We start from the raw sequence: 22176 nt of genomic DNA, 5'->3' as shown, positions 1-22176 counted from the left end.
GGCTGCACCTATTCCGCCGGCTGAAGCGCGGCATGGCTGTCATTGTCGCCGCTTCCACGCCGCCGCAGCTGCGCCAGGCGATCGCCCAATGCGCGGCTGACGACGTAGAAGGTGGGAGTGAAGATGAGGCCGAAGCCGGTCACACCCAGCATGCCGAAGCACACTGCCGTGCCCAGCGCCTGCCGCAGTTCCGCACCCGCGCCGGTCGCGATCACCAGCGGCACGGAGCCGAGGATGAAGGCGAAGCTGGTCATCAGGATTGGCCGCAGGCGGGCGCGGGCGGCATGGACCGCCGCCTCCGCCGGGCTCATTCCTTCCAGCTCGCCCTGCCGCGCGAACTCCACGATCAGGATCGCGTTCTTCGCCGCCAGCGCGATCAGCACGATCAGGCCGATCTGGGTGAGGACGTTGTTGTCCATCCCCATCAGGTTCACCCCGATCATCGCGGCGAGCAGGCACATCGGCACGATCAGGATGATCGATAGCGGCATGACCAGGCTTTCATATTGCGCCGCCAGCACCAGGAAGACGAGCAGCACGGCAAGGCCGAAGACCAGTGCGGCCGTATTGCCCGCCGTATCCTGCTGGTAGGCGATGCCGGTCCATTCGAAATCGTAGCCGCGCGGCAGCGTTTCGGCGGCGACATTCTCCATCGTCGTCAGTGACTGGCCGGTGGAGAAGCCGGGCGCGGTATCGCCGTCCACCGCTACGGCGGGGGCGAGGTTGTAGCGGGTGACGCGGTAGGGGCCGGTGGTGTCGCTCAGCGTCGCGATCGATCCGATCGGCACCATCGCACCGTTGTCCGAACGGGTCTGCAGATTGGCTATGTCCGCCGCGCTTTCACGGAAGGGCGCATCGGCCTGCGCGGTCACACGATAGGTGCGGCCCAGCAGGTTGAAGTCGTTGATGAAGGTGCTGCCGAGATAGACCTGCAGCGTCTCGAATACGCGCGAGGGCGGCACGCCGAGTATCTGCGCCTTGTCGCGGTCGATATCGGCGCGCACGCGCGGCGTCCCGGTATCGAAGAAGGTGTAGACCCCGGCCAGGCCCTGCTGCTGGTTCGCCTGGGCGATGGAGGCATTGGCCACTTGCTGCAGCGCGCGATAGCCTTCGCCATTCTTGTCCTCGATCATCATGCGGAAACCACCGGCCGAACCGATGCCGCGAATGATCGGCGGCTTGACGATCATCAGGCGCGCCTCGTTGATGTCGGCGGTGGCCGCCTGCGCTTCGGCGATCAGTGCATCGATGGTCTGGCCCTTGCCCGCACGTTCCTCGAAATCGTCGAGCACCCAGTATGCGGCGGCGGCGCTGGCGGACTGGGTCTCGGACGTCCCGTCAAAGCCGGAGAGCATGACGGAGCCGGTGATGCCCTCAATCGGGAGCATGCGTTCGGCCACTTCCTGCATCACCTCGTCGGTGCGCGAGGTTGCACTGCCCGGCGGGAGCTGGATCACGGTAAGGAAATAGCCCTGGTCCTGCTGCGGGATGAACCCCGTCGGCGTCGCGTAGAGTGCCGCGCCGGTCATGGCGATCAGGGCTGCATAGGCCAGCGTCAGCCGCCGGGGCATCGCCACCAGCCGCGCGGTCCAGCGGCCATAGCCGTCGCTGAAACGCTCGAAACCGCGATTGAAGCGGTCGCCCGCTTCCTCGATGACGCGACGCCAGCGCGGCGCATCCTCTCGCACATGCTCATGCGGGCGCAGCAGGATGGCGGAGAGGGCGGGCGACAGCGTGAGCGACACGATCAGCGAGATCACCGTCGCGGTCGAAATGGTGACGGCGAATTGCTGGTAGAAGGCGCCCGAGAGCCCACCGATGAACAGCGTGGGCACGAAGACGGCGCACAGCACCAGCACGATCGCGATCAGCGCGGCGCCGACTTCATCCATCGAAGTGCGCGCGGCCTCCAGCGGGGTCATGCCCTGCTCAAGGTTACGCTCGACATTCTCGACCACGACGATCGCGTCGTCCACCACGATGCCGATCGCCAGCACCAACCCGAACAGGGATAGGTTGTTGATCGAAAATCCCAGCATGGCAAGCACGGCGAAGGTCCCCACCAGCGACACGGGGATCGCCAGCACGGGAATGATCGAGGCGCGCCATTTCTGCAGGAACACAACGATCACCAGCACCACCAGGATGATGGCTTCGACCAGCGTCTTGATAACCTCGTCGATCGACTTCTGGATGAATTCGGTGGGGTTGTAGACGATGCGGTATTCGAGGCCGGCGGGGAAATCGGCGGAGAGTTCCTCCATCAGCGACTGGACTTCCCCGGCCGAGGCGAGCGCATTGGAGCCGGGCTCCTGCAGGACGGGGATGATTACCGATTCCTGGTCGCTGAGATAGGCGGAGGTGCTGTAATTGTCCGCGCCGATCTCCACGCGGGCAACGTCGCCCACGCGCACCTGCCGGCCATCGCTGTCGGTACGGATGACCACGTCGGCGAATTGCGATGGGTCGGTGAAGCGGCCCTGCGTCTCGACATTCAACTGGAAGGCGCTGCCCGGGCTGGGCGGCTGGCCCAACGTACCGGCGGCGACCTGCACATTCTGCGCGCGCAGGGCGGAGACGATATCGCCCGCCGTCAGGTCCAGCGCCGCCGCGCGGCCCGGATCGATCCATACGCGCATGGCAAGCTCACGCTGGCCGAACAGCTGCACGTCACCCACGCCTTCGATGCGTGCCAGCCGGTCCTGGATCCGCGTTTGCGCATAGTTCGACATATATTCGCGGCTGAGCGACTGGTCGGGCGAGATAAGGTTGATGACCAGCAGGAAGTCCGGCGTGGTCTTCAGCGTCACGATGCCGAGCCGCCGCACTTCTTCCGGCAGGCGCGGTTCGGCGATGGCGACACGGTTCTGTACCAGCACCTGCGCCTCGTCGAGGTCGGTGCCCGGCTCGAAAGTGACGGTGATCGTGACCCGCCCGTCGCCGGTGGACTGGCTGGAGAGATAGAGCATGCCGTCGACGCCGTTGATCTCCTGCTCGATCGGGTTGGCGACCGTATCGGCCACGGTTTCGGCCGATGCGCCGGGATAGACGGCGGAGACGGTCACCGTGGGGGGCACCACTTCGGGGTACTGGCTCACCGGCAGGAAGAAGTAGGAGATCGCGCCGACCAGCGTGATCACGATGGCGATCACGGCGGCGAAGATCGGCCGGTCGATGAAGAAGCGGGAAAGGCGCATCGGTTTTGTCCCTGTCTGGGGGTAAGGGGTGCGGCGCTCAGTTGCCGATGGTGATTGCGGAAGCGGGCAGCGGCTCGACATCGGGGCGTGCTGCCGCCTCCTGCGCGGGCGCGATGGTGCCCGGCCTGGTGGTGACCGTCGCGCCGGGGAAGGCGAGCTGCGTGCCGCTGATGATGACGCGGTCCGTCTTGGCAATGCCCGACCGGATCACGCGCAGCCCATCGGCCACCGGCCCGAGTTCGACTTCCTTGGTGGCAACCGTTCCTTCCTCGTCCACGACCAGCAGCAGCTTGCGCGTCTGGTCGGTGACGATGGCGGTATCGGGCACCAGCAGGGCCAGGGTGGTGCCACCGCTGGCAAGGCGCATATTGCCGAACATGCCGGGGGTCAGGAAACCTTCCGGATTGGCGATCACAGCGCGGGCGCGGATCGTGCCGGAGCGCGCGTCGAGGCCGTTATCGGTGAAGTCGAGCGTGCCGGTCCACTGGTAGTCGGCCTCGTCCTGCAGGCGGATCTGCACCTCGGTCCCACGATCCACGCCTTCGCGGCGCGCCTTGAGGAACAGGCCTTCCGAACCGTCGAAAGTGAAATAGAGCGGGTCGATCGCATTGATCGTGGTCAGCAGCGTCGAACCTGCCGCGACCTGGTTGCCCGGGTCGATCCGGCGGTCCGAGATGCGGCCGGATATCGGCGCGCGCACAGTGGTGAAACCGGCATCGAGCGAGCGCGAGGCAACGCGCGCCTGTGCCGCCGCAAGGCTGGCATTGGCGGCATTCACCCTTGCGCGCAGCGTGTCGATCTCGCTCTGCGCGACGGCGTCCTCTTCGACCAGGCGCAGCGCGCGGTCGAGGTCGCTCTGCGCCAGCGCGAGGTCGCTGCGTGCGGTGGCGACGCCCGCCTGCGCCTCGGCCAGCGCGGCGCGATAGGGGCGGGGGTCGATGGTGAAGAGCGGCTGGCCCTGGCGGACGAACTGGCCGTCGCGGAAATGGACCGCGGTGATCTCACCCGAAACGCGGGGTTTCAGCTCGACGCTGCGGCTTGCCTCGAAGCGGCCGATATAATCGTCCCACATCGTCACCTCGCGCTCGATCGGCGTGGCAATGGTCACCACGGGGGAGGGCAGTGCGGCGGCGGGGGCGTCGTCGCTGTTGAGAAGGAAAAAGGCAGCCCCGGCTGTGAGCAGCCCTGCCAGGATGGCCAGGACGGGCCTGCTGAGCCAATTGCGTCTTTGCGGGCGGTCGCCGACCTCGTGGTCCACATCGTCGGCAGTGATGGGCGTCATCTCCGTCATGGCATTTCCCTGCATGTTCCCGGCTCCGCGTCCGGATGATTGATCGAGGGCGTAGACCACCGTTCCCGGAAGCGTGGTGCTCCCGCGGCAGTTTGCGCGAATAGTGATGCTTCCTGGTCCTGCTCAGGCAGGCCAAGTACGCGAATGACCGATGGGACTCGTCCCCCTCAGCCTTCTGTACCGATAAGTATGTAATGTGAGGTTCAGGTCAAGCGATAATTTCATACCGCCCGATATATTTTTTTGCGGCGCAGCAAAATCAGCCGCTTGGAAGGCGAATTATTTGCTCGGCCACATTGCCAAAGCGGCCTTCGCGACCTCCTGCAGTTCTTCCACGCTCGCGCCGGCGCTTGCCTGGACCGACAGGCCCTGCATGACGGTGGTCATGTAGCGCGTGATCGCTTCCGCATCGACCGGGACCAGGAAGTCCCCCTCATCGATGGCGCGCTGCATGCGCTGCCGGATTGCGGCGCGCGATGATTCGGCGCGGGCGAGAACTTCGGCCCGGATCGGCGAATCCGGATTGCTGCAATTCACCGAAGCGATAACGCCAAGGCAGCCACGGCAGCTGCCACCGGCCACGTTGCCGATCGCACCTTCGAGGAACCGTTCGACCACGCCGCGCGCTGTCGGTGCTTCCAGCGCGCCCTTCACATAGCTCAGCTTCTCGCTCTCATAGAGGTCGAGCGCCTGCTTGAAGAGTTCTTCCTTGTTGCCGAACGCGGCATAGAGGCTGGGCCGGGTGATCCCCATCGCCTCGGTAAGATCGGTCAGCGACGCGCCTTCATATCCCTTGGTCCAGAACACGCTCAAAGCCGCCGCCAGCGCCTGGTCGACGTCGAATTCCCGGGGGCGTCCTCTCGTGGCAAGCTTTTCCATATCAAGCGGTATATAATGTGATGGAGGGGCCGGGTCCAGCCCTGCCATGTGATTTCTCGTCTTTGCTCCGAGACTTGCGTGACGGGAGGTAGCGTGCGGAGCACGAGGAACGACGGAACTGCTCGCCGCGGCAGAAAGGCGTCGAGGTCGTCCTCCCTATCCAGAAGGTCCAAATCGTCGAAGCCGCTCATGTCGATATCTCCTCCAGGTATTCACTGGCCAGCCGGACCCGGCCGTCCTCGAGGAGCATCGTCTCAATAAGGAAATGGGCGCGGATAGTCGCCCGCACGTAGTGGTCAGGCTGTGTTCCCCCGAACAAGCTACCCTGTCAGGGTGATGCAAGTGCCTGTTGGAGGGTGATAGGGAAGGGGCGCCGCCCGCGCATTACAGCGCTTGGGCGACGCCCTCATCCTCTCGCGTTCCTGTTGTGCAAAATCGGCGAATTCCGGCGGTATGGAGCTGGTCTTGCCGGCCTTGCCGCAGGCTTATTGCGGCAATGGGATCCGCTGCCGCATCACTCCGTCGCTCCCGTGGGATAGGCGATGCCCAGCTGTTCCAGATAGCTGTCATAGCGCTCGGGATCGTAGTAATATTCCTGCATTTGCGGCCGCATGCGCGCCATGATCTCGGTATTGAGATGGATGCCGGGCATGTCCTCCTCGCTCAGTACTGGGGCATAGGTGTCTTCGGCGAACTGCACTTCCTCCTGGTAGCGCTTGGCTTCGGCGAGCAGTTCGGGCGTGGTCAGTAGGTCGAGCGTGGTCAGCGCCACCGCCTTGGCTCCTGCCACAGCGCCCTTGTGCGCGATCGGGGTTGCCATCGCCATGGCGGCGGTGACGTTGTGGCCGATCATGCTGGGCACGTTGGAAGGGAAGCGGATGGTGATGGTGGGCACGGTCCACATGATGTCGCCGATATCGTCCGAGCCGCCGCCGGTGGGAGTGAACTCCTCATCCGCCTCCATCTCCTCGATCTCTGTGACGAGCGGCTCCACATCCAGTTCGTTGGTCTCCTGCAGCATGAGGGCGAAGGCCTGATCTTCCTCGGTCCACTCGGGCATGCCGACCGCCTGGATATTGGCGAAAGCGGCTTCTGCCATCGGCTTGTTTGCCCATTGCGGCGCGGCATAGCCGAGCGTGCGGCGTTCAACGGTGGTGCCGGTGGCGGCGGCGGCGGCCTCCGAAATCGTGTTGCCGATGTCGTAGAGCTCGCGGATCCCCTCGAACGTATGGTCGCGGAAATAGTACCAGACGGAAGCCTCGCCCGGCACGATGTTGGGCTGCCCGCCGCCATTGGTGATGACGTAGTGGGAGCGCTGCGTGATCGGCAGGTGTTCGCGCCGCATGTTCCACGCGATGTTCATCAGTTCCACCCCGTCGAGCGCGCTGCGCCCGGCCCAGGGCGCGCCTGCACCGTGGGAGGTCTTGCCGTGGAAAGTATATTCGACGGAGACCATGCCATTGCCGCGCCCGCGGCCATAGCTGGTGGAGAAATCCCGGCTGACATGGGTGAAGATGTTGGCATCCACCCCGTCGAACATGCCCTCACGCACGAAGAAGGCCTTGGTCGCCAGCAATTCCTCGGCAATGCCAGGCCAGATCATCAGCGTGCCGGGAATATCCTCTGCCTCCATGATGTCCTTCACCGCCAGCGCGGCGGCGACCATCACGGCCATGCCGGAATTATGACCTTCCCCATGACCAGGTGCACCGGGGATCTGGGGTGTGACTTCCCCTACACCGGGCACCTGGCTGAGGCCGAGCAGGGCGTCGACATCGCTGCCTAGCCCGATCTTGGGGCCACCTTGCCCATGCGTCCAGGTGGCTGTCCAAGCGCTCGGGATGCCTGCCGAACCAAGTTCGATGGTGAAGCCGTTGGCTTCGAGGATTTGCGTGACATAGGCCTGCGTCTGGAATTCCTGGAAGCCAGGTTCCGCGAAGCTGAAGATGGAATCGACCATCTCCTGGACCAGCTCGGCCCTGTCATCGACGCCGGTAATTGCTGCCGCGCGCATTTCCTCCGTAGGTTCGGCCGCCGCCGGAGCGGCGACCATCATGGCCAGTGCGGATGCGACCGGAAGGGCCCGTGAACTGAAGCGTTTCATCTGTTTTCGTTCCTTGTTCATCGCGTGAAGGGACCAGTTGGCCTGGTTCAGTAACGGACGTTCAGGCCGAGGCGGAACGTCCGGCCCAGCGTGTCGTAAAGTCCGCGAGAGGTTTGCGGATAGGCAGGGGTGTTGTTGCCACTCGGCCCGTTGCCCACCAGCACCGGATCGCGATCGAACACGTTCTTGACCGAGAACAGGGCCTGCGCTTCCACGCCGGCCAGCGTGAAGTCGTAAGTGAAGTTCGTATCGACATAGAGGATGCCGTCGATATCGTTCTCGTTGATCGTATGCGCGACCGGATCGTCTGCCGGGCACCCGCTGGCGCATTCGATGAAGTCGTTGTCATAGACGCCATCGCCGAAGCCACGGCCCACCAGGATGACCGAGAAGCCGCTCTCGAAGGCGTAGCCTGCCGAGACGCGGTAAACGAGGCTGGGGATGCCACTCCAGTTGACCCCGGCGCTGTCGTCGATGCCGCCTTCGAACCCGTTATCGGTAACGTTCTCGATAGTGTAGGTCGCCAGCCCACGCAGCGTCAGCATGCCCGGCCCGACTGGCGCACGATAGCTCGCCTCGAAATCGAAGCCGCGCGTCGTCTGGCTGGAGAAGTTCACCGGACTGAGATCGATCGTGTCGATATCGGTCGTGGATCCCGGCACGTAGTTGATGTTGTCGCAGAATTCCTGCTGGTTCAGGTCGAAGCACAGGTCGATCGTCTGCTGCGCGCTGACGAAGGAAATCGCGCCCGTGATGTCGATGTCGAAATAGTCGACAGAGGCCGTGAAGCCGGGCAGGAAATCGGGCGTGAAGATCACGCCGAGGCCCAGCGTCTCCGCCGTTTCGGGATCGAGCATGGTATTGCCCGTCAGGTTCTGGACGAACTGTTCCGCCCGCACACCGCCACCCGGAAGCGGGACGTTGACCGAGTTGGTACGGGCCGTACCCGCATCGAACAGCTCCAGCAGGTTGGGCGCGCGGATGTCGCGAGACAAGGTACCGCGCAATCGGATGTCGTCGATCGGCTGCCAGATCAGGCCGGCCTTCCACGTCGTGACCGTGCCCGAGAGGCTGTAGTCGGTCAGGCGCACCGCACCGTTGAACTCCAGACCCAGGCCTAGCGGCACCAGCGCTTCGGCATAGGCTTCCTTCACTTTCACGCCGCCGGTGGTGACGCGGTAATTGCCGTAGAGGAAGCGTTCGAAGTTGATCGGGTCGACATAGCCGTCGACCGAATCCTCGCGATATTCGCCGCCGATGGCGAAAGATACTGGGCCTGCCCAGGTGCTGAACAGGTCGTTGGTCGAGAAGTTGATCGCGAAGACGTCCTGCTTGATCTCCTGCTGGCGCGAGGGGAAAACCTCGAACAGGAAGTCGAGCGCTTCCTGCGTCACTCCGCCCACGCCGATGCGGTTGATCGGGATACAGCCCGGCAGGTCATTGCTGGGATCGGCATCCACATTCACGCGGCAGACGATATTCGCGCCGTCATAGACAGCGTCCGTCATCGCATCGATGCGGGCGACCTGCCAGGTGTTGACCAGCATTTCATCGGTGCTGGTTTCGCCATGCTGGAAATACAGGTCCCAGTCGACGTCCACGCCGCCAACGCCGAAGAACCCTTTGGCGCCGGCCACGAAGCGGGTCACTTCGCGCGTATTGCTGCCGCCTGCTGCGGAAACGCCGGCATTGGAGGTGCCGATCGTGATCGAGGTGATCGGATCCTCTCCCGGCCCAAGTCCGGCATTATAGGCATCGACCATGGCCACGAATTCGGGCGGCAGGAACGCATTGTCCATCTGGATGGTGTAATTGGTCGTCGGCGTCTGCTGGTAGAAGCTCTCGCCTTCGAACCGGTTGTAGGAGGCTTGCGCGAAGATCTCCAATGCCGGTGAGAACTCGTAGCTCGCCCGTCCGAAGATCCCGATACGCTCTTCGTCATTGGCGAGCGAGTTGGAACCGGCATGGCCAAGGCTGGCATATTCGTAATCGCCGCCGATCATCCACTGGCCGGATACCTGACCGTAATTGAGCTGGCCAAGTGATGCGAGGCCAGTGCCGAGGTCGGTCGTGCCGAAATAGGTGCCCTGGAACGGGCCGCTGACAATCAGGCCGCCCGGGGTGAAGTTCGAAGACCCGATTCCCGACTGGACGATGCGCGCCGGCAGCCCGTTGGTGGGCGTATAGGCCGGGTTTTCGATCTGGAAATAGCCGGACTGGTTCCAGTCCCGATCGTTGCGGGGTTCACCCGTTTGGTGGAAATATTCGCCGCTCACCACAATGTGGCCGCGACCGTCTGCGAAGTCGGTCCCGCCGGTCAGCTGCACCAGGTGGTTGGGAACGTCCGAATAGGTGGTGACGCCATATTCGTAGCTCGCCTCGACCCCGGTGAAATCCTTTTTGAGGATGAAGTTCACCACGCCGGCGACAGCATCGGAACCATAGACGGAGGACGCGCCCCCGGTGACGACCTCAACCCGCTCGATGAGTGCCTGCGGGAAGGTGTTGATGTCGACAAGCCCGCTGGAGGTCGATCCGACCGAGCGTTGTCCATCGAGCAGCACCAGCGTGCGGGCCTGGCCCAGGCTGCGCAGGTTGAGCGCGCTGATGCCCGATTGTCCGTTGGACAGGCTACCCGAGTTCGAGATGGGGGTCTGGCTGCCATTGACCGAGGGGAGCGTGTTCACGAAGTCGGCGATGTTCGCCGGCGCCTCGGCATTGATTTCCGCGCTGCTGATGACGCTGACCGGTGTGGGCGCTTCGGAACCGTCGCGAAGGATGCGCGAGCCGGTGATGAGGATCGTGTCCTCGTCGTCATCACTTTCGGCTGCGGCGGCGGGTGCCTCCTGCGCCATTGCGACGGTTGGAATGGCGGAAAAGGAACCGAGGAAGATGGCGGCTCCGGCCATCAGGCGGCGGCGATAGAAAGAGACGGCCTCCCCGCCGCCAAGCTGGTTTCGTGCTGTCGATTGCATGGATCAACCCCCTCATTTGCAGGTGTGTCGATCCTCCCCATCAAGAGGCATTCTTTCGGGGCAACCGCGATTTGCGACCGATGATTGCCCTTCCCGTGCCTTGAGAGAATTTATAGTTCAAATCGCACTTACATAATCACGAAACTTTGCCATCGATCTGTCGCATTTTGGCGATATCCAAACCATACTTCGCGATTGGTGCAGGATTTCAAACCTGAATGGCCGATGCGATCACGGAATCCTTACTGGCCAAGCCGATCTTCGAGGACAATGGGCGCGATTCGCCTCTGTGAGACTTCGCGCATCAGGAAGCTGCTGCGGATCTTGGCGACATAGGGAAGCTTGGAGAGCTCGCTGCGATAGACGGAATCGTAATGGTCGAACGATCGCACATTGATCATCATCATGAAGTCGTTCTCGCCCGAAATGAAGCTGCAGAATGACATGGAGGGGCAGGACAGCACCGCCTCCTCGAACTCGACCAGTTTACTTTCCTCTTGAGAACTGAGCTCGATCAGCACCAGCACGGTGATCGAATAGCCGAGCCGCGTCTGGTCGAGCTTGGCGCCATAGCCGGTGATGACCCCGGCCTCTTCCAGGATGCGGCGGCGCCGTGCCACGGCCGTGCTGGACAGGTTGACCTGCTCACCCAATGCCACGTCGGCGGCGCGTCCATTGTCGACCAGGGCGCGAAGGACTCGCAAATCGGTGCGATCCAGAGAGTGCACTTCTGATTTCAAACCTTTTCCCCTGATTTTTGCTGAAAAACGTCAATAGCTTCATGAATACGTTTCATGTTTCCCCGGAAATGAAAAGCCTTCGATGATATTCCAAAGTGGAAACGGAAATCGGAGCGGGGGCGTAGCATAATGACCACAGTGGGACGGGGTTCGCGGGCACTTGCTGCACTGACGATTTCGGTATGCTCCTTTGCTCTCTTGCCCACTACCGCATGGGCGCAGGGCGAGGCGGCGATGTTCGATGCGGAGGCCGATGCGAGCGCAGGCCAGGTCCATTTCACGCTCCCGCTCGCCGATGAAGACGGGAAGTTGGGCTGCTATATCTATGCCACCTCGCTGCGTAGCGGGCTGGGTTCGCCCAATATGCGCCTCGATCGCGGCATGCTGGGGAACGAGCAATTGCTCTGCTTCCGCCGCATTGGCCCCAACATTGCGGCGGTCTTCGAGAACCCCTCCTTCCGCGCCACCGGCGATGCCATGACCGAGACGGGTGGCAGGGAGAGCTTTCCCTTCACCGTCGCTGCCATGCTGCCGGTCCTCTCGGACGATGGCGCGGATGGGCTGGTGGTGGATATGACCCCGTTCCTGACACGGGACTCGATCGACATTGCGGGCGCACTCGACAGCGGCGGCGACTATCGCCACGATGCCGGCCTTTCGGGCGTCGATACCGCCTCGCTCCGCGCCTTTCCGCGCAATGTCGAAGTAGACGTTGTGCAGACCTTCACCACCGGCAATCCGGGCCGCGAGATATTCCAGCTGTCGACCGAACCGCGCCAGTTGAGCTTCATCGTCCACCAGAGCTTCATCGCGCTGCCCGAGGACGGCTTTGTCATGCGGCAAGTCGATCCCCGCGCGCCCGTCTCCGGCCCGGTGATCTACGATTTCGGCGCGGAGCTGGGCGAACCGGTGGCGGTCCAGCTCGCCTCGCGCTTCCGGCTTGAGAAGACCGACCCGCAGGCGGAGCGGTCGACCGTGCGCAACCCGATCGTCTTCTACATCGATCCCGCCGCGCCCGAGCCGGTGCGCACCGCGCTGATCGAAGGCGTCAATTTCTGGGCACCCGCCTTCGAACGCGCGGGCTTCATCGATGCCTTCCGCGCCGAGCTGCTGCCCGAGGGGGCGGACCCGCTCGACGTCCGCTACAATGTGGTCAACTGGACCAACCGGCTGACGCGCGGCTGGTCCTATGGCGGCGGCATTCGCGATCCGCGCACGGGGGAAATTCTCAAAGGTAATGTTGTGCTCGGTGCGCTGCGCGTGCGGCAGGATATCGCCATTTTCGAAGGACTTGTGGGAACAGCGCAGAACGGGACCGGTGACCCCAACGATCCGGTCGAGGCGGCGCTCGCGCGCATCCGCCAGCTGGCTGCGCATGAGGTGGGTCACGCGATCGGCTTCATGCACAATTTCGCCGGCAGCACGCAGGATCGCAGCACGGTGATGGATTACCCCGCCCCGCGCATCGGGCTGGTGGACGGACGGATCGACCTGTCCGACGCCTATGCCCCCGGCGGCGGGGCGTGGGACGATTTCTCGGTCGACTGGCTTTATGGCGATCCCGCCCCCGGTCTCGACCCCGAAGCCCATGCCGATGCCAAGGCGCTGGCGGCGGAGGAGGCGGGGCTCGCTTTCCTGAGCGATATCGACGGCCGCGATCCGGCCGACCCTGGCGCACTTGCCAGCATGTGGGATGACGGTCCGGAGCCTCTCGGCGCCCTCGAACATATCCTGGCGGTACGCGAAGTGGCGCTGGCCAATTTCGGCGAGCAGGTGCTGCTGCCGGGCGAGCCTCTGTCCAATCTACGGCGCAAATTCGTGCCGATCTGGCTGTTGCACCGCTACGATGTCGATGCGGCGGGCAAGCTGATCGGCGGGCTTGACTATGAGTACAAGGTGCGCGGCGACAACCACCCGCTGCCCGCGCCTTTCCCCGCAGCGACGCAGCGCGCCGCGATCGACCTGATGCTCGATACGCTGTCGGCCGAGCGACTGACCGTGCCCGACCGGCTGGTGCCGCTTCTCTCCGTCCCGGTGACGCGGCTGCCCGATCCGCAATTCAACACCGAAGTCTTCCGCAATGCCGGGGCCGCTGCCTTCGATCCGCTGGTCGCCGCCGATGTTGCCGCGCAGATCACGCTGGACTCGCTCCTTGCTCGCGACCGCCTGACGCGGCTGGAGGAACAGCACCGCCGCAATGCTGCGCTTCCCGGCGCGGCGGAGCTCGTGGACAGCCTGATCGAAAGCGCGATCCGCCAGCGGTCGGGGGAGGTCGGACGCCGGGTGGCCTGGCGCACGGTGATGGCCCTGGCAGAGACGCAGCGCAGCGAGGATATCTCTCCGGGGGTTGCCGCCATCCTCGACAGCCGCGTCTCCGCGTTGGGCGAAGAACTCGCCCGCGGCGGACGCGGCGCGGATGGCGACTGGGCCGCCTATGTCGGCGGGCTGCTGCTCGATCCGGACAAGCTCGCCCCGCTGCTCTCAGCTGATGAGGCGGTGCCGGAGATCCCTCCCGGAATGCCAATCGGCGGCTTCGGCGGCTGGTTCGATGACTGAGGGCGCGACGAAGGAACGGACAATGGCAGAACAGCCGCCCGCCGAAAGCCCCGTCAAGCTCCCGCTCGATAGTTGGCACATCGCCCTTGGCGCGCGCATGGTCCCCTTTGCGGGCTATTCCATGCCGATCCAGTACGAAGGCATCATGGCCGAGCACGAATGGACACGCAGCCATGCGGGCCTGTTCGACGTGAGCCATATGGGACAGGTCACCATCGCGGGCGAAGGCGCGCGCGAGGCGCTGGAAAGCCTGATCCCCGCCGATCTCGCCGCGCTGGCTCCGGGCCGCATGCGCTATTCTCTGCTGCTGGCGGAGGATGGCGGAATCCTCGACGATCTCATCGTGACAGCCCTGCCAACCGATGGGGGTGAGGCTTTCGGACTGGTCGTCAACGGTGCGATGAAGGGCGAGGATATCGCGCACTTGCGTGCATGTCTGCCGCAGGCCGTCGCCATAACATATCACCGCAATCTGGCGCTGCTGGCGCTGCAGGGCCCGGAAGCGGCGGCCGTGCTCGACGATGTACTGCCTGGTATCGACGCGCAGATCGGTTTCATGCAGTCCGTTCGGACCGAATGGCAAGGTGCGCCGCTACAGGTCGCCCGCTCGGGCTATACCGGAGAAGACGGGTTCGAGATTTCGCTGCCCGCCACCATGGCCGAAGCCTTGGCCGATGCGCTGGTGGCCGACGAGCGGGCTCGCCCCGTGGGATTGGGCGCGCGCGACAGCTTGCGGCTCGAGGCGGGCCTGCCGCTCTATGGCCATGACCTGACGACCAGGACCGATCCGGTCAGCGCGGGCCTCGCTTTCGCGATATCGAAACGGCGGCGCGCGGAAGGCGGTTTCCCCGGCCATGCCCGCATCATGCGATTGCTCGAAGAAGGGCCGCCCGCCTTGCGTGTCGGCCTGGCGCTGGAAGGGCGCATGCCCGCACGAGAGGGCTCGCCCGTCCTCAATAGCGATACCATAGTCGGCCAGGTCACCTCGGGCGGCTTTGCCCCTTCGCTCGGCCACCCGATCGCCATGGCCTATGTCGATGCCGCCCTCGCCGCACCCGGAACCGCGCTGGAAGTGGAAGTGCGCGGCCGCCGCCTGCCCGCGCGCGTCACCCCCATGCCTTTCGTCCCCCATAACTACCACCGCGCAGGAGCCGCTTGATGACTCGCTATTTCACCCAGGAACACGAATGGATCGAGGTGGAGGGGAGCCTCGCGACGGTCGGCATTACCGACCACGCCCAGTCCCAGCTCGGCGATATCGTGTTTGTCGAGGTGCCCGCTGTCGGCACTGAACTCGCCAAGGGGAAGGAGGCCGCGGTGGTGGAATCGGTGAAGGCGGCATCGGACGTCTACAGCCCGGTCTCGGGCACCGTCAGCGAAGCCAATAATGCGATCGAGGAGGACCCGGCGCTGGTCAACAGCGCAGCCGAGGGGGAGGGCTGGTTCTTCAAGGTCGAACTCGCCGATCCGGGCGAGCTCGAGGACATGATGGGCGAGGAGGAATACCGCGCCTTCGTCGCCGATCTCGGTTAGCTCCCAGCAGAAAGCCACCGCACGATGCGCTACCTCCCCCTCCATGACCGCGACCGTTCGGAGATGCTCGCTGCTATCGGCGCGCCTTCCGTGGATGCTCTGTTCAGCGACGTTCCCGCCGATGCGCTGCTGACCGAGCCGATTGCCGAGCTGCCGCCGCATGCCTCCGAACTCGCGGTCGAACGGCATATGCAGCGCCTTGCCGGGCGCAATGTCTCGGCCGGAAGCGTGCCCTTCTTCCTTGGCGCGGGGGCCTATCGCCACCATGTTCCCGCCAGCGTTGACCACCTGATCCAGCGCGGCGAATTCCTCACCGCCTATACGCCCTACCAGCCCGAAATCGCGCAGGGCACGCTGCAGATGCTGTTCGAATTCCAGACGCAGGTCGCGCGCCTGTTCGGCTGCGAGGTCGCCAATGCCTCCATGTATGACGGTTCGACCGCCGCGTGGGAGGCGGTGACCATGGCGCGCCGCATCACCAAGCGGAACAAGACGGTGATCGCGGACGGGCTGCACCCGCATTACGTCTCTTCCATCACCACCATGGCCCGCTTCACGCAGGACCGGATCGACTACGCGCCGCCCGCGCTCTCACCCGATTGCGCGATTGCGGAGCTCGCCGCGCGGATCGACGAGGAAACCAGCTGCGTACTGGTGCAGTATCCCGACATCCTAGGCCGCCTGCCGGATCTCGCTGCATTGGCCGAGGCAGCGCATGAGAAGGGCGCGATGCTTGTGGCTGTGGTGACCGAGCCGGTGGCGCTGGGTGCGATCGCGTCACCCGGAGAGCTGGGTGCTGATATCGTGGTGGGCGAGGGCCAGGCGCTCGGCGTCGGTCTGCAATTCGGCGGCCCCTATCTCGGCCTCTTCGCTTGCCGCGAGAAGCACTTGCGGCAAATGCCCGGGCGCGTCTGCGGGGAGACGGTGGATGCCGATGGCAAGCGCGGCTTCGTGCTCACCCTCTCGACGCGCGAACAGCATATCCGCCGCGAAAAAGCGACCAGCAATATCTGCACCAATTCGGGCCTCTGCGCGCTCGCCTTCTCGATCCACATGACCTTGCTGGGCGAGCGCGGGCTGCGGGCGCTGGCGGCGGAGAACCACCGGCTCGCCTGCATCGCTGCCGACCGGTTGGCGCAGGTGCCGGGCGTGAGCTTGCTGAACGAGAGCTTCTTCAATGAGTTCTGCCTCGTGCTCGACCGCAATGCGCGCCAGGTCGTGCGCGAGCTTGCCGCGAAGGACGTTCTGGCGGGCGTTTCGCTCGGGCGGCTCTATCCGGGTGACGATGCATTGTCGCGCGGCCTGCTGGTGGCGGTGACCGAGACGACGACGGAGGAGGATATCGAGGCGCTTGCCTCCGCGCTCGAGGAGATAGTGGCATGAACGCGAACCCTGCCGGCTGGCGTCCCTCCATGCCCGATCCCGGTCCCTGCGCCGAAGCGGGCGAAACCGTGACCGGCAATCGCGCGCTGATGCTGGAAGAGCGGCTGATCTTCGAGATCGGCGATGGCGAGACCTGCGGCGTCGACCTGCCCGATCCGGCCGCAGACGCCACCAACCGGCTGGGCGGTCTTGCTCGCACTTCGCCGATCGGCCTGCCCGGCCTGAGCGAACCCGAAACCGTCCGTCATTACACTCGCCTGAGCCGCCAGAACTACGCGATCGATTGCGGGATATTCCCGCTCGGCTCCTGCACGATGAAGCACAATCCGCGTCTGAATGAGAAGGTCGCGCGCCTGCCCGGCTTTGCCGACCTGCACCCGCTACAGCCAGAAACCACCGTACAGGGCGCGCTGGCGGTGATCGACGAGCTGGCCACCTGGCTCCTCACGCTAACCGGCATGCCCGCCGTGGCGATGAGCCCCAAGGCGGGCGCGCATGGTGAGTTGTGCGGTATCTTGTGCATTCGCGCCGCTTTGGAAGCGCGCGGGGAAAGCCGCGAGGTGATCCTCGTTCCCGAAAGCGCGCATGGCACCAATCCAGCGACCGCCGCCTTCGCCGGTTTCCGCGTCGAGGCGATACCGGCCGGTCCCGACGGGCGCATATCGCTCGAAGCGCTAACCGGGAGGCTCGGCCCCGATGTGGCGGGGCTGATGATCACCAACCCCAACACTTGCGGATTGTTCGAGCGCGATATCGCGACGATCTGCGATGCGTTGCATGATGCAGGCGGCTACGTCTATTGCGACGGCGCGAACTTCAACGCCATCGTCGGGCGGGTGAAGCCGGGCGAGCTTGGCGTCGATGCGATGCACATCAATCTGCACAAGACCTTCTCCACCCCGCATGGCGGCGGTGGCCCAGGCTCAGGCCCGGTGGTGCTGTCCGAAGCGCTCGCGCCTTTCGCCCCGCTGCCCATGGTGCTGCGCAATGAGGACGGCTCCTACCGGCTGGTCGAGGAGGAAAGCGCGGGTGACGACCTACCTGAGAGCTTCGGACGGATGAGCGCCTTCCACGGCCAGATGGGCATGTTCACCCGTGCGCTCGCTTACATGCTCAGCCACGGCGCGGATGGCTTGCGGCAGGTGTCGGGCGATGCGGTGCTCAATGCCAACTACGTGCTGCGCCAGCTGGAAGACGTGCTCGAAGCGCCTTTCGCCGCCTCGGGCCCCTGCATGCATGAGGCTTTGTTCGGCGACGGCACCTTGGCCAAGGGCGTCTCCACGCTCGACATCGCGAAGGCGCTGATCGACGAGGGCTTCCACCCGATGACCATGTATTTCCCGCTGGTGGTGCACGGCGCGATGCTGGTCGAGCCGACCGAATGCGAGAGCAAGGCGGGCCTCGACGAGTTCATCGCCGCGCTGCACAGTATCGCGGAACGGGCGGCGGCAGGCGACTTGTCGCTCACACAGGCCCCGCGCTACGCCCCGCGCAAGCGCCTCGACGAAGCCCGCGCCGCGCGCTCGCCCGTGCTGACGTGGCAGGAACCGGGGCAAGCGTAGACCGTCCACGGCATCGCCAGCGATTGCTTTCATCCGGGCAGGGCCATAGGCTGCGCGGGCTGCAATGGCAGGAGGGGCTGTGGCGCGCTTGGGGGCATTTCTGGAACGGTTGGGACCGGCACTTGCGGGCTTGGTCGCGCTGGGGCTGGTACTGCTCCTGTTAGCGATCGACCCGGTGCCGATGCAGCGCATGCAAATGCAGTTCTTCGACGCCTATCAGCGGGCGGCTCCCTGGGAAGGGAGTGAGGATGCCGGGGTCGCGGTGGTCGATATCGACGAGGAATCGATTGTCCGTCTCGGCCAGTGGCCCTGGCCGCGTACCGACCTCGCCACGCTGACGCGCCGCTTGGGCGAGGCTGGCGCCGCGGCAGTCGCCTATGACATCGTCTTTTCGGAAAGCGACCGGACGTCGCCCGAAGCACTGGCTCAGCGCTATTCCGGCAATGCGGTGGCGGAGGAATTGGCCGCCTTGCCGAGCCACGATGAGCTGTTCGCCGAAAGCTTTGCCGGGGTCCCGGTGGTGCTGGCCTATTTCCTCGAACGCGGGGAGATGGGGCGCGCTGTCGAGCCGCGCATGGGCATTGCGGTCAGCGGAGGCCCTCCGACCGGCTATGTCGAAACCTATCGCGGCGCCTTGCCGCCGGTGCCGGTTCTGGAGGAGGCCGCCGCAAGCACCGGCTTCGTCAGCCTCAATGCCGATGATGACGGGCTGGTTCGCCGCGTTCCGCTCGTCGCCTATTTCGGCGAGACGCTGGTTCCATCGCTGTCGCTGGAGGAAGTGCGCGTGGCGATTGGGGCGGGCTCTCCCAACCTGCTGACCAGCACAGGCAGCGGCGAGACGAGCTTTGCCGATAGTGCGGCGGCCGTTGCCATGAGGCTCGACAGTATCGAGATCCCGCTCAACAGTGCCGGCGAGATGTGGGTCCACTATCCCGCCGAGGGTTCGCGCGCCATGCTGCCGGCATGGCGGATCATTGGCGGAGACATGACCGACGCCGAACTGGCCGAGGCGGTGGAGGGGAGGATCGTTCTGGTCGGCGGCAGCGCCGTCGGGCTGCAGGATCTCATTTCGACCCCGCTCGCCGAACGAACCGCGGGGGTCAATGCCCATGCGGCGGCAATCGAGCAGATGCTGGCCGGACATTTCCTCGAACGTCCCGACTGGGCGCGCGCGCTGGAAGGGGCGCTTGTCATCTTGCTCGGTGTGATGCTGGCGCTGATCCTGCCAAGGCTGGGCGCCGCCCTGGGTGCACTGGCCGCGCTTGCGGGCGTTGGCGGGGTTATGGCGATGAGCTGGTTCGCCTTTACCAATGCACAGTACCTGCTCGATCCGACCTGGCCGCTACTGGCGATCGTCGCGGTCTATGCGGTGCAAACGGTGGCGGTCTTCTATCGCGAGGAGCGGCAGCGCAGCTATATCCACTCGGCCTTCGACCGCTATCTCTCGCCCGAACTGGTGCGTCAGATCGCCGCCGATCCGCACAAGCTGGAGCTGGGCGGGGAGGAGCGCGACATGAGCGTACTGATGTGCGACATTCGCGGCTTCAGCCGCATTTCCGAACGCTATTCACCGCATGAGGTGATCGACTTCCTGATCACCTTCCTCACCCCGCTCAGCGAGGCGCTGCTCGCCCGCAAGGCGACGCTCGACAAATATATGGGCGATGCGATCCTCGCTTTCTGGAACGCCCCGCTCGACGATCCCGACCATCCCGCCAATGCCGCTCGCGCGGCGCTGGAAATGATCGCGCTGACCGAAGAGTTGAACCGCACCATGCCGGAGAGCGAGGGTACGGTCTGGCCTGGCGAGGTGAAGATCGGCGTGGGCATCAATGCGGGGACCTGCTGCGTCGGCAATATGGGTTCGCGCAAGCGCCTCGCCTACACGCTGATCGGCGACACAGTGAATGTCGCATCGCGGCTGGAGGGGCTGACCAAGCTCTATGGCGTGCCGATCGCGGTGGGTGAGACGCTGACCGGGCGGCTGGAGGAATTTGCGCTGCTGGAGCTCGACCGCGTGCGCGTGGTCGGGCGCGACCGTCCGGCGACGATTTCCGCGCTGCTCGGCGATGAGGCCATGGCTTCGGGTGAGGACTTTCAGCGCCTGCGCAGCTCACACCTTGCCATGCTCGAAGCCTATCGCATGCAGGACTGGGATCGCGCGCTGGCGGCGCTGGAGGCGGGCAAGCAGGATTACGAGGGCTTCGGCATTCCGGGCCTCTACGCGCTGTTCAACGATCGCATCGCGGGGCTGCGCGCCGATCCGCCCGGCGAGGGGTGGGATGGCGTCTATCAGGCAACCAGCAAGTAATCACGCGGTCTGTCAGCAGTCGGTGACGCCGCCGTTCGCGTCGTAGCAAACCTCGTTCGGGCTGGGTGCAGGCACACTAAGGTTGATCCCATTGCCATTGCTTCCGGTGTTCGCAACGCTGCCGGTGGCGCCATTTCCGCCCGTGGCGTCACCGCCGCGATCGTTATTGTTGCGGCGCGTGCCGAGGATAATGCCGATCACTGCCGCTGCGGCCGCGCCGGCAACCACCTCGTCGGGAATGCCGCCATCGCGAAAGCTGCGCGCCCAGCGCGGGGCCATCTCATCCTGCACCTTGGCAAGGCCCGCATTGGAGATACGGAACGGCCCGATCGGGGCGGCGCCTTCGCGCGGGATATAGGCGGCCAGGCCCGGCTCATCGAGCACCACCGTCACCCCGGCGCCGGTCACTTCCGCCAGTCCGGGGGTGAGGCCGCTGAGCGTATTGGCACCCGGGCCGCGCAGGATCACCAGCGTCGCCTCGTCATCGTCGCTGCGTACGCTGCCGACGAAGTCTTCATCCTCGGCAATGTCCTCGGCCTCGCCGCCCACCAGCATGTCGATGGCGGTGCCGCGAATGCCGATACGGCCGGCAGGCGTAGTGACTTCCGCGCTATTCTCACCCTCATCGGCGCCGGAGAAGAAGCGTAGCGCGCCCTTGAAGAAGCTGGCGAGCACCGAGCGTCCCTCATTCGGGTCATAGACATATTCGTCGATCCGCACTTCCGAGCGTGCGCCGATCCCGAAGGTAGAACGATCGAGCAGCAGGATCTGCAATTGCGAATTACGCCCGGTCTCGATCAGATCGCCCCAGGCGATGCGCTGGCGGCGTTCGACGTCGATCGGCCGCCGCAGCTGGTCATTGTCGAGCGTGACATTGCCAACCACGCTGGCGGCATTGCCCACTTCCACACGTTGCGCCGCGACGGGCGTGGCCATGAGTGTGGAGGCCAGCAGGCTGGCGATGGTGAGCGAAGTGACAGTGCGTCCAGGGTTGCGCATGGCCTAGCTCTCCCTTGTGGCGGAGCGGCAATTGTCGCGCGCCTGTTGCAGCGCGCCGGGGGCGTAATCGTCCTCGTCCAGCCGCTCGAATTCGACTTCCGCGCCTTGCGGGTCGTCCACCCAGCACAGCAGCATGGCATGGTTGAAGCGTGCCTCATCCGATTCCGGATAGGCCGCCAGCACACGTTCGAGCGTCGCCAGCGCTTCCAGCAGCTCGCCGCGCGACGACTGCTCCTGCGCGAAGGCGATGCCGGCCGCTTCATCGGCGGACCGGTCGGACAAAGTGTCGAGCGCTTCGAGCGTCTGTGCAGCCAGCGGTGCGCCGGCGGCAAGCAGGACGATCGCCAGCGCGGTGTGGACAGGTCGAAGTGCCATGAGTTTTCCCCCTTTGCCATCTATTATGCCACATGCGCCCTCCACACGGCAAGGACACCACGCTTGCGCAGCCCCGGCGCAGCTTCCCGGGCGAAGAGAATCACCGGCTTCGGCCTCGCCGGGGTCCAGCTTGCTCTCTCCGGCAGGCTCTTGCCGCAGTCGTGTACCGGATCGCCCGATCTTGTTGCAGCGCAGCAACAGTTGCACTTGAAACGGTTTCATATGTCCGTAAAATGACCTCCCAGCCCAGCGCTGTCATTTACCTGCAACG

Annotated in this window: 14 protein-coding genes; 6 read left to right on the top strand and 8 right to left on the bottom strand. The window is 64.8% G+C overall.

Translation table 11 applies throughout. The annotated features are described in order from the left end of the window. Positions 1-8: 8 nt before the first annotated feature. The 6 genes from E5222_RS10890 to E5222_RS10865 all read right to left on the bottom strand — a co-directional run bounded on the left by E5222_RS10890 (position 9) and on the right by E5222_RS10865 (position 11174). Positions 9-3197 carry an efflux RND transporter permease subunit gene (locus tag E5222_RS10890; protein ID WP_136693760.1) on the bottom strand — a complete coding sequence of 1063 codons (3189 nt, stop codon included), beginning with the start codon at positions 3195-3197 and terminating at the stop codon, positions 9-11. 37 nt (positions 3198-3234) lie between these two features. Continuing rightward, entirely contained in the window at positions 3235-4488 is a 1254-nt protein-coding gene (locus tag E5222_RS10885) for an efflux RND transporter periplasmic adaptor subunit (protein ID WP_425456248.1), read from the bottom strand. A gap of 279 nt (positions 4489-4767) precedes the next feature. Further along, positions 4768-5367, bottom strand: coding sequence for a TetR/AcrR family transcriptional regulator (locus E5222_RS10880; RefSeq protein ID WP_246021697.1), 600 nt, complete (start codon positions 5365-5367; stop codon positions 4768-4770). A 514-nt stretch (positions 5368-5881) separates the two neighbouring features. Next, entirely contained in the window at positions 5882-7471 is a 1590-nt protein-coding gene (locus E5222_RS10875) for an amidohydrolase (protein ID WP_246021696.1), read from the bottom strand. A gap of 47 nt (positions 7472-7518) precedes the next feature. Then, complete coding sequence (locus E5222_RS10870; protein WP_246021694.1) at positions 7519-10446, bottom strand: TonB-dependent receptor domain-containing protein; 2928 nt, start codon at positions 10444-10446, stop codon at positions 7519-7521. A gap of 242 nt (positions 10447-10688) precedes the next feature. Continuing rightward, on the bottom strand, positions 10689-11174 hold the full coding sequence (locus tag E5222_RS10865; protein WP_281276772.1) for an Lrp/AsnC family transcriptional regulator: 486 nt from the start codon (positions 11172-11174) through the stop codon (positions 10689-10691). 210 nt (positions 11175-11384) lie between these two features. Between E5222_RS10865 and E5222_RS10860 the strand changes: the two genes are divergently transcribed. From E5222_RS10860 to E5222_RS10835, 6 genes are all read left to right on the top strand, one after another. Continuing rightward, positions 11385-13742 (top strand): zinc-dependent metalloprotease, encoded by a 2358-nt coding sequence (locus tag E5222_RS10860; RefSeq protein WP_246021690.1) that lies wholly within the window; start codon positions 11385-11387, stop codon positions 13740-13742. A gap of 22 nt (positions 13743-13764) precedes the next feature. Further along, positions 13765-14901, top strand: a complete 1137-nt coding sequence (gene gcvT, locus E5222_RS10855) for a glycine cleavage system aminomethyltransferase GcvT (protein ID WP_136693756.1) — start codon at positions 13765-13767, stop codon at positions 14899-14901. Further along, a complete protein-coding gene (gene gcvH / locus E5222_RS10850) occupies positions 14901-15275 on the top strand; it encodes a glycine cleavage system protein GcvH (protein WP_136693755.1) in 375 nt (124 codons plus the stop codon). The genes gcvT and gcvH overlap by 1 nt, the downstream gene beginning before the upstream one ends. 24 nt (positions 15276-15299) lie before the next feature. Beyond that, positions 15300-16658: an aminomethyl-transferring glycine dehydrogenase subunit GcvPA gene (gcvPA, locus tag E5222_RS10845; protein ID WP_136693754.1), complete on the top strand. Its 1359-nt coding sequence runs from the start codon at positions 15300-15302 to the stop codon at positions 16656-16658. After that, complete coding sequence (gcvPB, locus tag E5222_RS10840; RefSeq protein ID WP_136693753.1) at positions 16655-18220, top strand: aminomethyl-transferring glycine dehydrogenase subunit GcvPB; 1566 nt, start codon at positions 16655-16657, stop codon at positions 18218-18220. The genes gcvPA and gcvPB overlap by 4 nt, the downstream gene beginning before the upstream one ends. Before the next feature lie 64 nt (positions 18221-18284). Then, entirely contained in the window at positions 18285-20531 is a 2247-nt protein-coding gene (locus E5222_RS10835) for a CHASE2 domain-containing protein (protein ID WP_136693752.1), read from the top strand. A gap of 12 nt (positions 20532-20543) precedes the next feature. On the opposite strand, the gene E5222_RS10830 is transcribed toward E5222_RS10835, so the two are convergent. Then, a complete protein-coding gene (locus E5222_RS10830) occupies positions 20544-21530 on the bottom strand; it encodes a FecR family protein (RefSeq protein ID WP_136693751.1) in 987 nt (328 codons plus the stop codon). A gap of 3 nt (positions 21531-21533) precedes the next feature. After that, the gene (locus E5222_RS10825; protein ID WP_136693750.1) at positions 21534-21905 is read right to left on the bottom strand and encodes a hypothetical protein; all 372 of its coding nucleotides are present in this window, start codon (positions 21903-21905) and stop codon (positions 21534-21536) included. Positions 21906-22176: the final 271 nt, after the last annotated feature.

It is taken from the genome of Alteraurantiacibacter aquimixticola, assembly GCF_004965515.1.
GTDB lineage: Bacteria > Pseudomonadota > Alphaproteobacteria > Sphingomonadales > Sphingomonadaceae > Alteraurantiacibacter > Alteraurantiacibacter aquimixticola.
Note: the sequence above shows the minus strand (reverse complement) of the source record. Positions and strands in the feature narration are given on the sequence as shown.